Raw genomic sequence first — 13,341 nt, 5'->3', positions numbered from 1 at the left:
GCAGTGAGGAGCAAGACCGTGGCGAAGGCGACCACCCGGGGCAGTGGCTCCACCTCCCCCGGCAGCCGTTCGATGACGGCTGCCGCACGCGCGGCGGCCAAGCGGTCGGAGCGGGTCCGGCCCGGCACGGCCGTACTCGACGCGCCGCGCCCCGCGCCCGTACCCGAGCGCGTGGAGGCACCTGACGACGCGTCGCAGGCCCGCAGGGACGAGAACCAGCATGTCGGTCCGGTCGTGGCGGCCGAGGAGGCCACAGCTGCCGCGGCGGCCTCCTCGGCGCGCAGGGAGAGGCGGCGGGGGCGGCTGTGCGCGCTGCTCGCCGTGCTCCTGGTGCTGGGCCTGGCCGCCACGGCGGTCCTGGCCTGGGAGTACGCCGAGGGACGCCGTACCGACTCGGCACGCGCGCAGGCGTCGGCGGCGGCGCGGAAGGCGGCGCCGGTGGTGCTGTCGTACGACTACCGCCGGCTGGACGAAGACTTCGCCGCGGCGCGTGGGCACCTGACCGGATCCTTCGAGGAGGAGTACGGCCGGACCACGGAGAAGGTGGTCGCGCCGACGGCGAAGAAGTACCACGGCGTCGTCAAGGCGAGCGTGGTGAGCCCGCCCGGCGGCGGTGAGCCCGCGACCTCGGTGGTGTCCGTGTCGCCGGACCGTGCCGTGGTGCTGCTGTTCGTCAACCAGGTCACCACCAGTACGCAGGTCACCGGCTCACGGGTCGACCTGAACCGGGTCCGGATGACGATGACCCGTACGCCGGACGGCTGGAAGGTGAGTGCCGTCGACGCCCTCTGAGGGCTCCCCTGACGCGGAGGAACGCCCCCGGACCTCCGCACGCGCCTCCCGAGCCGGGACGGAAGAAGGCCTGACCCGCCTTCCGACGTCCCGCTCGGGAGGCGCTTTTTCGTGGGCGCTCTTGACAGCCGTCACCCCGCCCGGAGATTATTCCGTCACACAGAAAGAGACTTCCGCAATACGGAAGGGGCGCCAAACCCCATGGGATACAGCGACCACCGCTACAACGTGAACCTCTCGATCCTCTTCGCGGAACTCCCGCTGCTGGAGCGCCCCGCGGCCGCCGCCGCGGCCGGCTTCACCGCGGTCGAGCTGTGGTGGCCGTGGATCGAGACCCCCACCCCGCCGCAGGCGGAACTCGACGCGCTGAAGAAGGCGCTCGACGACGCCGGCACCCGGCTGGTGGGCCTCAACTTCTACGCCGGGCAGCTGCCCGGCCCCGACCGCGGCGCGCTCTCCGTGCCGGGTGACGAGTCCGACCGCTTCCGCGCCAACATCGAGGTCGCGGCCGACTTCGCCGCCTCGGTGGGCTGCAAGGCGCTCAACGCCCTGTACGGCAACCGCGTCGAGGGCGCCGACCCGCAGGTCCAGGACACCCTCGCCCTGGAGAACCTGGTCCTCGCGGCCCGCGCCGCCGACCGCGTCGGTGCGATCCTGCTGGTCGAGACCCTCAACAAGCCGGAGTCGCCGCTGTACCCGCTGGTCAGCGCCCCGGCCGCGATCGAGGTCGTCGACAAGGTCAACGCCGCGACCGGCCTCGGCAACGCCAAGTTCCTGCTGGACATCTACCACCTGTCCATGAACGGCGAGGACGTCGGCCAGGTCATCGCGTCCTACGCGGACCGGACGGGCCACGTCCAGATCGCCGACAACCCGGGCCGTGGCGCGCCGGGCACCGGCTCCCTCCCGCTGGAGCAGCTCCTCGACGAGCTGAAGAAGACGGGTTACGACGGCTGGGTCGGCCTGGAGTACAAGGCCGGCGACCGCCCGAGCGCCGAGACCTTCGACTGGCTGCCCGCCGAGGCCCGCGCGGCCCGCTGACCCGCCCGGCGCGGCGCCCACCCCCGGGCGCACCGGCCGCCCGGCGCGGCGCCGGCCCCACCACGTACACCCCGCAGAGAGGTACCCCCGATGAGCACCCCCAAGATCGCATGGATCGGCCTCGGCATCATGGGCTCCCCCATGTCCGAGAACCTGGTGAGGGCCGGCTACTCCGTCACCGGCTACACCCTCGAGCAGGACAAGCTGGACCGCCTCGCCGCGGCCGGCGGCACCGCGGCCGGCTCCATCGCCGAGGCCGTCAGGGACGCCGACGTGGTCATCACCATGGTCCCCGCCTCCCCGCAGGTCGAGGCCATCGCCTACGGCCCCGACGGCATCCTCGAGAACGCGAAGCGCGGCGCGCTGCTGATCGACATGTCCTCGATCACCCCGCAGACCTCCGTCGACCTGGCGAAGGCCGCCGCCGACAAGGGCATCCGCGTCCTCGACGCCCCGGTCTCCGGCGGTGAGGCGGGCGCGATCGAGGCCGTGCTGTCCATCATGGTCGGCGGGGAGCAGGCCGACTTCGACACCGCCAAGCCCATCCTCGAGGCCCTCGGCAAGACCATCGTGCTCTGCGGCCCGCACGGCTCCGGCCAGACGGTGAAGGCCGCCAACCAGCTGATCGTCGCCGTGAACATCCAGGCGTGCGCCGAGGCCGTGGTCTTCCTGGAGAAGTCCGGGGTGAACCTGCAGGCCGCGCTGGACGTCCTGGGCGGCGGTCTGGCCGGCTCGACCGTGCTGACCCGCAAGAAGGACAACTTCCTGAACCGGGACTTCAAGCCCGGCTTCCGCATCGACCTGCACCACAAGGACATGGGCATCGTCACGGACGCCGCCCGCAACGTCGGTGCGGCGCTGCCCGTGGGCACGGTCGTCGCCCAGCTGGTCGCCTCCCTGCGCGCCCAGGGCGACGGCGGACTGGACCACTCCGCCCTGCTGCGCTCCGTCGAGCGCCTCTCGGGCTCGCAGGCCTGACGCCTCCGCCCCGACCGGCCGGCACCCGGTGGCGGCCCCGTCGTGGTGACCGCCCCCGGGTGACGGCCCGCCCCGTGCATCAGCCACCCACCGGGCAGCGGCCCCGAAGCCCCTGCCCGGGTCTCACCACGGCCCCGCAAGGCCGCCCACCCCGTGATCAGCCCGCACCGGACGGCAATCGTCCAGGGCCCTGCCCGGGCTGATCACTGACCCGCAGGCTTCCGGCCGGCGTCGGCGCTGACACCTGTCCTGTCGCGCCCAGGCGCCGGCGTCGGCCGGAACACCACACCTCACTTTCAACAAACTGTTGACGTTTCGTTCGGCTCGTATTTACGCTCCTCGAACCGTCCCCAGTGCAGCTCCCGTACGGAAGGTCACGATGTCGAAGCGCGTGCTTACGACCGAGTCCGGCGCCCCCGTCGCCGACAACCAGAACTCCGCCACCGCCGGCGTCGGTGGCCCCATCCTCCTGCAGGACCAGCACCTGCTGGAGAAGCTCGCGCGCTTCAACCGTGAGCGCATCCCGGAGCGCGTGGTGCACGCCCGCGGCTCCGGCGCGTACGGGTACTTCGAGGTGACCGACGACGTCACCGGCTTCACGAAGGCCGCCTTCCTCTCCGAGGTCGGCAAGCGCACCGAGACGTTCATCCGCTTCTCCACCGTCGCCGACTCGCTCGGCGGTGCGGACGCGGTGCGCGACCCGCGCGGCTTCGCGCTGAAGTTCTACACCGAAGAGGGCAACTACGACCTCGTCGGCAACAACACCCCGGTGTTCTTCATCAAGGACCCGATCAAGTTCCCCGACTTCATCCACTCCCAGAAGCGCGACCCGTTCACGGGCCGTCAGGAGCCGGACAACGTGTGGGACTTCTGGGCGCACGCCCCCGAGGCGACACACCAGATCACCTGGCTGATGGGCGACCGCGGCATCCCCGCCTCGTACCGCCACATGAACGGCTACGGCTCCCACACCTACCAGTGGACCAACGAAGCGGGCGAGGCCTTCTTCGTGAAGTACCACTTCAAGACCAACCAGGGCGTGCGCTCGCTCTCCTCCGAGCAGGCCGCGGAGCTCGTCGGCCAGGACGCCAACTCCCACCAGACGGACCTGCTCCAGGCCATCGAGCGCGGCGTGAACCCGTCCTGGACCCTGTACGTGCAGGTCATGCCGGCGGCGGAGGCGGCCGACTACCGCTTCAACCCGTTCGACCTGACCAAGGTGTGGCCGCACGCCGACTACCCGCTGCAGCGGGTGGGCCGCCTGGTCCTCGACCGCAACCCGGACAACGTCTTCGCCGAGGTCGAGCAGGCCGCGTTCTCGCCGAACAACTTCGTCCCCGGCATCGGCCCTTCGCCGGACAAGATGCTCCAGGGCCGGCTGTTCGCGTACGCCGACGCCCACCGCTACCGCCTGGGCGTGAACCACACCCAGCTGCCGGTGAACGCGCCCAAGGCGACGTCCGCTGACAACTACGGCCGTGACGGCCTGATGGCCACCCGCTACGGCTCACGCCACGACAAGAACTACGAGCCCAACTCCTACGCGGGGCCGGCCCAGACGGACGCGGCGCTGTCCGCCCCGCTGGCCGTCCATGGCTGGACCGGCACCCACGCCGCCCCCGCGCACGTCAAGGACGACGACTTCTTCCAGGCCGGTGAGCTCTACCGGCTGATGTCGGAGGAGGAGAAGGCGCGTCTGGTCGCCAACATCGCCGGCGGCCTGTCGCAGGTCACCCGCGACGACGTGATCGAGAAGAACCTGGCCCACTTCCACGCCGCCGACGCCGACTACGGCAAGCGCGTGGAGGAGGCGGTCCGCGCACTGCGCGAGGACTGACAGCGAGACTGCGTCCGGGGGTGACGGGAGGTCACCCCCGGGCGTGAGCCCGCGACGCGGACCCGGATGAGGGGTGGTCCGCCGGACGGGCTGAAGCGAGGACCGCGGTGGTCGTGCGATGCCAGTGCGGTGGTGAAGGCTTCCCGGACGCGTTCTGACCTGAAGAACACGCTCCGTCGGGCCAATCGCCCCACCGCGGTCCCAGCTTCTCCCCCACCTCCCCCAGGACCCCGCCCGGCGGCGCGAACGACCGATCCACAACGCGGCCCTCGCGAGCCCCGCGGCATCGGGCGGCTGCGCCGGACTCCGTCCGACGACCCCACCAAAGCCCCGCCCGGCGGCGCGAACGTCCTGTCGCGCCAGCCTCGCACCGTCGGGCGGCATCAACCGCACAGACGGAGCGCATGATCCGGTACGGTCCCGGACCATGCGCTCAAGGACCAGGGTCCGGCCTTCGCACAGAGGCCGGGCCCTGGTCCGCGTTCGCGCTCCCGTTCCTCAGCGCACCGTCCCGCCGGAGGCCAGTGCTGCGACCGTCCGCTCCAGACGGGCCCTGCGGGTGCGGTCCGTACGCGCCTTCAGCAGGCCGAGGACGACCTGGTACCGGTCCGACCGGCCGAGGCTCTCGAACGTCTCCCGGGCCCTCGGGTCCGCCTGGAGGGCGGCGGCCAGGTCCGGCGGCACCTCCGCGTCGCGCTGCGACGCGTACGCGGCCTCCCAGCGGCCGTCCGCCTCGGCCGCGGCCACCTCCGCGAGTCCCGGCTCGCGCATACGGCCCGCGGCCGTCAGCTCCGCGACCCGTTTGACGTTCACCTGCGACCAGGTGCTCCGCGGCCGCCGCGGGGTGATCTTCTGCAGGTAGCGGACGTCGTCGCGCGAGCGCCGCAGGCCGGTGATCCAACCGAAGCAGAGCGCCGCGTCGTTGACGTCCCCGGCGCTGGGCGAGGGGATCCCCGATCCCTTCTTCGCTAGTTCGACCCACAGGCCGGGCGCCGTCCCGTGGTTCTCCTCCAGCCACGCCTCGAGTTCCGGCAGTCCGGCGAAGGCGAGCAGCGGCAGTCCGTCCAGCGTCTCCATCCGCCCAACGCTACCGGCTGTGCGCCGGCGGGGCGGTGCGTCCCCGGAGCCCGCGCGACGTCGCTCCCGGCCCCGGGCATGTCTGAAGCGCGCGAGGCCGTCGGCGAGTGCGGCCACCGCTCGGCCACCGGCCCGACCGGGCCACGAGCCTGCCGCCGTGCTCACACAGCGAGGCGTCGAGGCCGGTGAGGCAATCGGCCGGCAACGCGCGCCGGCTGGGCGCTTCGAACCCCGCGGCGCGGATGCCCGGATCGTGGACGAAGAGCGGCACCGCCTCGTCCGCCGCACGCAGCGCGGCCTGCAGGGCAGAACCGCGAACTCGCGCGCATGCGCCGCCGGCCGGATCGGCGGCGTGTGACCGCCACGACGCCCCTTGCGCGCGGCCGGGGCACCGGCAACGCGGCAGAACCCGGTCCGCACGTGCGGACCGGGCCCTGTCGGGGCGGCGGAGGTCAGACCCTGAGCGCCTTGATCGCGGTCGGGGCGTGCCCCGGCTCCGTGGCGAGCTCCTCGAACTCGGAGATGTCGCTGATGTCCATGGTCTTGCTCATCGAGATGTTGGTGACCCGCTCCAGGATCGCCTCGACGACGACCGGGACGCGGTACTCGGCGGCCAGCTTCTTGGCCTCCTCGAAGGCGGGCAGCAGCTGGTCCGGCTCGGTGACCCGGATGGCCTTGCAGCCCAGGCCCTCGGCGACCTTGACGTGGTCGACGCCGTAGACGCCCAGCTCCGGGGAGTTCTGGTTCTCGAACTCCAGGTTGACCTGGAAGTTGATGTCCAGGCCGATCTGCGCCTGGCGGATCAGGCCCAGGTAGGCGTTGTTCACCAGGACGTGGACGTACGGGATGCGGTGCTGCGCGCCGACCGCCAGCTCCTCGATCATGAACTGGAAGTCGTAGTCGCCGGACAGGGCGACGACCTGGGCCTCCGGGTCGGCCTTGGCGACACCGAGGGCGGCCGGGATGGTCCAGCCGAGCGGGCCGGCCTGGCCGCAGTTGATCCAGTGGCGCGGCTTGTAGACGTGCAGCATCTGCGCGCCGGCGATCTGGGAGAGGCCGATGGTGGTGACGTAGCGCGTCTCCGGCCCGAACGCCTTGTTCATCTCCTCGTACACGCGCTGCGGCTTCATCGGCACATTGTCGAAGTGCGTGCGGCGCTGGAGGGTGGCCTTGCGCTCCTGCGTGGAGGCGACCCACTCGGAGCGGTCGGGCAGCCTGCCGACGGCCTTCAGCTCCTTGGCGACCGTGACGAAGAGCTCCAGCGCGGCCTTGGCGTCGGAGGCGATGCCGTAGTCCGGGGCGAAGATCTTGCCGATCTGGGTGGGCTCGATGTCGACGTGGACGAACTTGCGGCCCTGGGTGTAGACGTCGAGCTTGTAGCCGGTGTGGCGGTTGGCCCAGCGGTTGCCGATGCCGAGGACGAAGTCCGACTCCAAAAAGTTCGCGTTGCCGTAGCGGTGCGAGGTCTGGACGCCGACCATGCCGGCGTTCAGGTCGTGGTCGTCGGGCAGGGCGCCCCAGCCCATCAGGGTCGGGATGACCGGGGTGTTCGTGATCTCGGCGAACTCGACCAGCAGGTCGGAGGCGTCGGCGCTGATGACGCCGCCACCGGCGACGACGACCGGGCGCTCCGACTCCAGGAGGAGGGAGATCGCCTTCTCGATCTGGGCGCGGGTCGCGGCCGGCTTGTAGACCGGCAGCGGCTCGTACGTCTCCGGGTCGAACTCGATCTCGGTGAGCTGGACGTCGATCGGCAGGTCGATGAGGACCGGGCCGGGACGGCCGGAGCGCATCAGGTGGAAGGCCTGCTGGAAGACGCCGGGGACCTGCGCGGCCTCGAGGACCGTGGTCGCGGCCTTGGTGACGGGCCCGGCGATCGAGGCGATGTCGACGGCCTGGAAGTCCTCCTTGTGGATCACGGAGGTCGGCGCCTGGCCGGTGATGCACAGGATCGGGATGGAGTCGCCGATCGCCGAGTAGAGGCCGGTGATCATGTCGGTGCCCGCGGGGCCGGACGTGCCGATGCAGACGCCGATGTTGCCGGGGTTGGTGCGGGTGTAGCCCTCGGCCATGTGGGAGGCGCCCTCGACGTGGCGGGCGAGCGTGTGGTCGATGCCGCCGCCGGCCTGGAGGGCCTTGTAGAACGGGTTGATCGCTGCGCCCGGCACACCGAACGCGTGGGTGACGCCTTCACGCTTGAGGATCTCAACTGCCGCACGGGCGGCGGTCATTCGAGGCATGGGGTGCTCCTGCTTCGGCCTGTCGGATCTGGTCGGAACGGGTCGGAACGGGCTCTGTCGCGCCACCTGAGAGCATCTATTCCGTATTATGGAAGTTCAGTTTTGCTATACGGAAGCAATGTAGGACGCGGCCGGATGCACGTCAAGAGACGTCGACGACGACGGAGTGGCCGAAGTGCCTCGCCAAGTCCGCACGCGTGATGGACGATGGAGGCATCCGAGGAGGGGAAAGAGAGCCGCGATGACCGAGAGCATGTCGGTGCGCTGCCCGGTCTGCCGCCGCGACCATCTCTACGCGGCGCCCGTCTACCCGTGCGCGTGCGGCGCCCCGCTCGCGCCGCCCCTGCTGCGCGCCGCCCGGCCCGAGCCGATCACGCACCGCACCTGGACGGACGACTGGGTCACCGTCCGCTGCCCCGAGTGCGAACGGCAGGACCAGTGGCCGCAGCCCGAGCTGGGCTGCCCGTGCGGCACGGTGCTGCGCATCCCGGTCCGCCCCGTCAGCGCGCCGGCCCTCCCCGTGCCGGGTGAGAGCCGGGGCCCCGTCCGAACCCCCTCGCACCTGCCGCTGCCGAGCACCGTCGTCACCTCCCGCCCCACCTTCCGGCCGGTGACGATCCGCACCGCGCGCGACGCGGTCACCGCCGCCGCGCTCTACCTGAAGTGGCTCGGCTTCCGCGACGTGCTCCAGCCGGGGGTGCGGCCGGTGTCCGGCATCGACCTGCGGGGCCCCGGGGTGGTCGCCCAGGTCGACCCCACCACGCGGCCGTCCACACTGCGCGCCGTCGAATGCCTGTGGCTGAACGGCCTGTCCACCTCGGCGGTGAGCGTCTTCTTCTCCCTCGCGGGCTACGCGGACGACGCCCGCGCCCGCGCGGACCAGCTAGGCGTCCCGCTGTTCGTCATGGACCTCACGGGCTGCCCGCAGCCGGTCAACGCCGCCGCGGACGACCTGATCGCGGCCGGCGCGTAGCCGCGGCACCGCTCGCACCGCGGGCGCCCCCTCGCACCGCGAGCGTGCCCTCGCCTCGCGTCACGGCTCAAATGAAGCTCAGAACCTGCCTCTTCAGGCTTCGGACCACGGTACGGATGGGAACAATCCCGACACAGCCGTACGAACGGCTCGGGGGAGGTGGGCGTGATGCCCCTCGACATGTGGTGGTTCATCGGGGCCTGCGGAGTCTGGCTCGTCGCCGCCGGCCTGCTGCTGCGGGCCAGGGGGCCGGTCCCCGACGACACCCCGGACGCGCAGACCGTCGCCCTGCTGCGTGGCGGCCCCGAAGCCGCAGTGACGGTCGCCCTCGTCGCCCTCCAGCAGCGCGGCGTCGTCACCGACGGCCGGCCGGGGACGGTACGGAACGACGGCTGGGCCACCGCGATCCGCGAGCCCCTCCAGCTCGCCGTCCACACCTCGCTGCGCCGCCCTCTCGCGCCGCGGACGCTGATCACCGTGCCCCGGGTCCGCCGGGCGCTGGCCGCACTGCGCGACCGCTGCGCGCAGTCGGGCCTGCTGCGCTCCCATGTCCGCTGGCACACCGCGCGCGCCCTGCTGTACGCGGTACCGGTGACGCTCGCGGCGGGCTGCGCGGCGACCTCGGTGACCGCCCCGCAGCTCGCGGCCTGCGCGGTCCCGGTCGCCGCCGCGACGGCCCTGTGGTTCGTACCGCGCCGGACCCGGGCGGGCCGGCACCTGCTCGCCACGCTGCGCGAGGCCCATCCGCTGGAGCGCCACGGAACCGTCGCCCCGGGCGTCGCGATGTCCGTCGCCCTGCACGGCGACCCGGCCCTCGCCCTGCACCTGCCCCACTTCGCCCGGGGCAGCGGCCTGCTCCGGCACGGCCGGAAGGACCGCGGCTTCCCACCGGACGAACGCGCCTCCGGCGGCACCTTCGGCAGCCTGGGCGGCGCGGACAACTAGCGGACGACCGGACGGGCCGGCGGGGCACGGCCGCGGTTCCGGGCCGGGGCGCACGGGACCCGGCTCGCCCGCCCGTCACTCCACCCCGTACCGCCGGCGCAGTTCCACCTTGCGGACCTTGCCGCTCACCGTCATCGGGAAGTCCGTCAAAATCTCCAGCCGGCGCGGGATCTTGTAGTGCGCGAGCCGCTCCCGGCAGAACTCCGTGATCTGCTCCAGCGTCGGGGTGTCGTCCGGGTCGCGCGGGATCACGCAGGCGAGGATCTCCTCGCCGTACCGTTCGTCCGGCACGCCCACCACCTGCACGTCAGCGATCTTGGGGTGGGCGTAGAGGAACTCCTCGATCTCGCGCGGGTAGACGTTCTCCCCGCCCCTGATGATCATGTCCTTGATGCGGCCGACGATCTGGACGTAGCCGTCCTCGCGCATCACCGCCAGGTCGCCGGTGTGCATCCAGCGGCCGGCGTCGATCGCCTCCGCCGTCTTCTCCGGCTCGTCCCAGTAGCCGAGCATCACGCTGTACCCGCGGGTGCACAGCTCGCCCGCCTCGCCGCGCGGCAGGGTCACGCCCGTCACCGGGTCGACGACCTTGACCTCGATGTGCGGCATGACGCGGCCGACCGTGCCGGTGCGGCGCTCCAGGTCGTCGTCGCGCCGGGTCTGGGTGGAGACCGGTGAGGTCTCGGTCATGCCGTAGCAGATGGAGACCTCCGCCATGTTCATCTCGGCGACGACCCGTTTCATCACCTCCACCGGGCACGGCGAGCCCGCCATGATGCCGGTGCGCAGGGTGGAGAGGTCGTAGGACGCGAAGCCGGGCAGATTGAGCTCGGCGATGAACATGGTCGGCACGCCGTACAGCGAGGTGCAGCGCTCCTCCTGCACGGCCCGCAGGGTCGCGGCCGGGTCGAAGGAGGGCGCCGGGATCACCATGCAGGCGCCGTGCGAGGTTGCGGCGAGATTGCCCATGACCATGCCGAAGCAGTGGTAGAAGGGCACCGGGATGCACACCCGGTCCTGCTCGCTGTAGGCGATCATCTCGCCCACGAAGTAGCCGTTGTTGAGGATGTTGTGGTGCGAGAGGACGGCCCCCTTCGGGAAGCCGGTGGTGCCCGAGGTGTACTGGATGTTGACGGGGTCGTCGCAGGACAACTCCGCTTCGAGTGCGTGCAGTTGCTCTTCGGTCACCGTCGCTGCCGCATCCAGCAGCACGTCCCAGGAACCGTCGCCGATGTAGTGCACGGACCGCAGCCGCGGGCACTTGGCGTGCACCGCATCGACCATCGCCCGGTAATCACTGGTCTTGTGGGTCTGCGAGGCGACGAGAACCGAGATCCCGGCCTGGTTCAGTACGTACTCCAGCTCGTGGGCCCGGTACGCCGGGTTGATGTTCACCATGATCGCGCCGATCCGGGCGGTGGCGTACTGGGTCAGCACCCACTCCGCGCAGTTGACCGCCCAGATGCCGACGCGGTCGCCCTTGGCGACCCCCAGGCCGAGGAAACCGCGCGCCAGCCGGTCGACGGCGGAACCGAACTCGGCGTAGGTCCAGCGGGCCCCCGCCGCCACGTCCACCAGCGCCTCGCGGTCCGGCCAGGCGGCGATCGCCCGGTCGAGGCTGCGGCCGACGGTGTCGCCGAGCAGCTCCGTGGCGCTGGTGCCGTGCGCGTACGAGAGCGGCGTCGCGGGAGTCGCAGACGTAGCAGGTGTCGGAGCAGTCATCGCAGGTCGTCCTCCGTGTACTCGTCGGCCGAGCCCTCGGCCGTACGCTCCCGCAGCTCGATCCGGCGGATCTTCCCCGACACCGTCTTCGGCAGCTCGGCGAACTCCAGCCGGCGGATGCGCTTGTACGGGGCGAGGACGGCGCGCGCGTGCTCGAACAGGAGCTTCGCCGTGTCCGGGCCCGGTTCCCAGCCCTCCGCGAGGACGACGTACGCCTTCGGCACGGCCAGCCGCAGCGGGTCCGGCGCCGGGACGACCGCGGCCTCCGCGACCGCCTCGTGCTCCAGCAGCGCGCTCTCCAGCTCGAACGGACTGATCTTGTAGTCGCTGGCCTTGAAGACGTCGTCGCTGCGGCCCACATAGGTGATGTAGCCGTCCTCGTCGCGGGCACCGATGTCGCCGGTGCGGTAGAAACCGCCCGCCATCGCCTCCGCGGTGCGCTCCTCGTCCCCGTGGTAGCCGGTCATCAGGCCGACGGGACGGGCCGACAGGTCCAGCGCGATCTCCCCCTCGGCCGCTCCCGGTTCGCCGGTGACCGGGTCGAGCAGCTCGACGCGGTAGCCGGGGCTGGGGCGGCCCATGGAGCCGGCCTTGAGCAGCTGGCCGGGGCTGTTGGAGACCTGTACCGCCGTCTCCGTCTGGCCGAAGCCGTCCCTGATGGTCACGCCCCACTCGCGGCGCACGGTCTCGATGACCTCGGGGTTGAGCGGCTCACCGGCGGCGACGACCTCCCGCGGGGGCCGCTGGAGCCGGCTCAGGTCGGCCTGGATCAGCATCCGCCAGACCGTCGGCGGGGCACAGAAGCTGGTGATCCCCTCACGGTCCATCTCGGCCATCAGCCGGCTCGCGTCGAAGCGGGTGTAGTTGTGGATGAAGACCGTCCCCTCCGCGTTCCACGGTGCGAAGAGGTTCGACCAGGCGTGCTTGGCCCAGCCGGGCGACGAGATGTTCAGATGCACGTCGCCGGGCCGGAGCCCGATCCAGTACATGGTCGCGAGATGGCCGACCGGGTACGACACATGCGTGTGCTCGACGAGCTTGGGCCGCGCGGTCGTGCCGGAGGTGAAGTACAGCATCAGCGTCTCGTCGGCGCGGGTCGGGCCGTCGGGCTCGAAGCCGGCCGGGCTCGCGTCCGCCTCGCCGTACGACAGCCAGCCGGCGCTCGCGCCGCCGACCACGACGCGCGTGTAGTCGCCGGGGACCTCGTCGAACTTCCCGGTGTCCTCGGGGCGCACCACGACGTGCCGTACCCGGCCGCGCTCGATCCTGTCGCGCAGATCGGCCGGCCCCAGCAGCGGGGTCGCCGGGATCATCACGGCGCGCAGCTTCATCGCGGCGAGCGCGGTCTCCCACAGCTCGACCTGGTTGCCGAGCATGACGAGGATCCGGTCCCCGGCGCGCACGCCCTGCCCGCGCAGCCAGTTCGCCGCCCGGTTCGACCGCGCGGACATCTCGGCGAACGAGACCCGGGTGCCGGTCCCGTCCTCCTCGACGATCTGCAGCGCGGGCCGGTCGTTGCCGTCCGCGATGACATCGAACCAGTCGAGCGCCCAGTTGAAGTGCTCGAACCGGGGCCACTCGAAGCCCTCGTACGCGCGTGAGTAGTCCTCCCGGTGCTGCAGCAGGAAGTCCCGGGCCGCCCGGAACCTCTCCGTGGCGCTGCCAGACGTCATGTGTCCTCCTCGTTGCGGGACCGGTGGTCCACATCGTGCAGTCGGTGCCTCGTTCTCACTACC

At 71.6% G+C, this 13,341-nt stretch carries 11 protein-coding genes; 6 read left to right on the top strand and 5 right to left on the bottom strand.

The genetic code is table 11. The annotated features are described in order from the left end of the window. Positions 1-18 precede the first annotated feature (18 nt). The 4 genes from OGH68_RS30025 (at position 19) to OGH68_RS30010 (ending at position 4,648) form a co-directional block, all read left to right on the top strand. The gene (locus OGH68_RS30025) at positions 19-792 is read left to right on the top strand and encodes a hypothetical protein (RefSeq protein WP_264248339.1); all 774 of its coding nucleotides are present in this window, start codon (positions 19-21) and stop codon (positions 790-792) included. A 201-nt stretch (positions 793-993) separates the two neighbouring features. Beyond that, positions 994-1,833: a TIM barrel protein gene (locus OGH68_RS30020; protein WP_264248338.1), complete on the top strand. Its 840-nt coding sequence runs from the start codon at positions 994-996 to the stop codon at positions 1,831-1,833. 90 nt (positions 1,834-1,923) lie between these two features. Further along, complete coding sequence (locus OGH68_RS30015; RefSeq protein WP_264248336.1) at positions 1,924-2,811, top strand: 2-hydroxy-3-oxopropionate reductase; 888 nt, start codon at positions 1,924-1,926, stop codon at positions 2,809-2,811. Positions 2,812-3,190: 379 nt separating this feature from the next. After that, positions 3,191-4,648 carry a catalase gene (locus OGH68_RS30010; RefSeq protein WP_264248335.1) on the top strand — a complete coding sequence of 486 codons (1,458 nt, stop codon included), beginning with the start codon at positions 3,191-3,193 and terminating at the stop codon, positions 4,646-4,648. Between the two features lie 498 nt (positions 4,649-5,146). Here the strand turns inward: OGH68_RS30010 and OGH68_RS30005 are convergent, their stop codons facing one another. The 3 genes from OGH68_RS30005 to gcl form a co-directional block, all read right to left on the bottom strand. Further along, the gene (locus OGH68_RS30005) at positions 5,147-5,725 is read right to left on the bottom strand and encodes a YdeI/OmpD-associated family protein (RefSeq protein WP_264248333.1); all 579 of its coding nucleotides are present in this window, start codon (positions 5,723-5,725) and stop codon (positions 5,147-5,149) included. Positions 5,726-5,735: 10 nt separating this feature from the next. After that, positions 5,736-6,029 carry a deoxyribodipyrimidine photo-lyase gene (locus OGH68_RS36505; protein WP_413471136.1) on the bottom strand — a complete coding sequence of 98 codons (294 nt, stop codon included), beginning with the start codon at positions 6,027-6,029 and terminating at the stop codon, positions 5,736-5,738. Between the two features lie 148 nt (positions 6,030-6,177). Next, positions 6,178-7,965, bottom strand: coding sequence for a glyoxylate carboligase (gene gcl / locus OGH68_RS29995; protein ID WP_264248331.1), 1,788 nt, complete (start codon positions 7,963-7,965; stop codon positions 6,178-6,180). Between the two features lie 241 nt (positions 7,966-8,206). Between gcl and OGH68_RS29990 the strand changes: the two genes are divergently transcribed. Further along, positions 8,207-8,938, top strand: a complete 732-nt coding sequence (locus tag OGH68_RS29990; RefSeq protein ID WP_264248329.1) for a hypothetical protein — start codon at positions 8,207-8,209, stop codon at positions 8,936-8,938. A 168-nt stretch (positions 8,939-9,106) separates the two neighbouring features. Continuing rightward, positions 9,107-9,883, top strand: a complete 777-nt coding sequence (locus tag OGH68_RS29985) for a TIGR04222 domain-containing membrane protein (RefSeq protein WP_264248327.1) — start codon at positions 9,107-9,109, stop codon at positions 9,881-9,883. 75 nt (positions 9,884-9,958) lie between these two features. On the opposite strand, the gene OGH68_RS29980 is transcribed toward OGH68_RS29985, so the two are convergent. Then, on the bottom strand, positions 9,959-11,605 hold the full coding sequence (locus OGH68_RS29980) for an AMP-binding protein (protein WP_264248325.1): 1,647 nt from the start codon (positions 11,603-11,605) through the stop codon (positions 9,959-9,961). Further along, positions 11,602-13,278, bottom strand: a complete 1,677-nt coding sequence (locus OGH68_RS29975) for an AMP-binding protein (protein ID WP_264248323.1) — start codon at positions 13,276-13,278, stop codon at positions 11,602-11,604. The genes OGH68_RS29980 and OGH68_RS29975 overlap by 4 nt, the downstream gene beginning before the upstream one ends. Positions 13,279-13,341 lie beyond the last annotated feature (63 nt).

Source organism: Streptomyces peucetius, from assembly GCF_025854275.1.
Taxonomy (GTDB): Bacteria; Actinomycetota; Actinomycetes; order Streptomycetales; family Streptomycetaceae; genus Streptomyces; species Streptomyces peucetius_A.
This window is presented reverse-complemented; position numbering and strand designations above follow the sequence as displayed.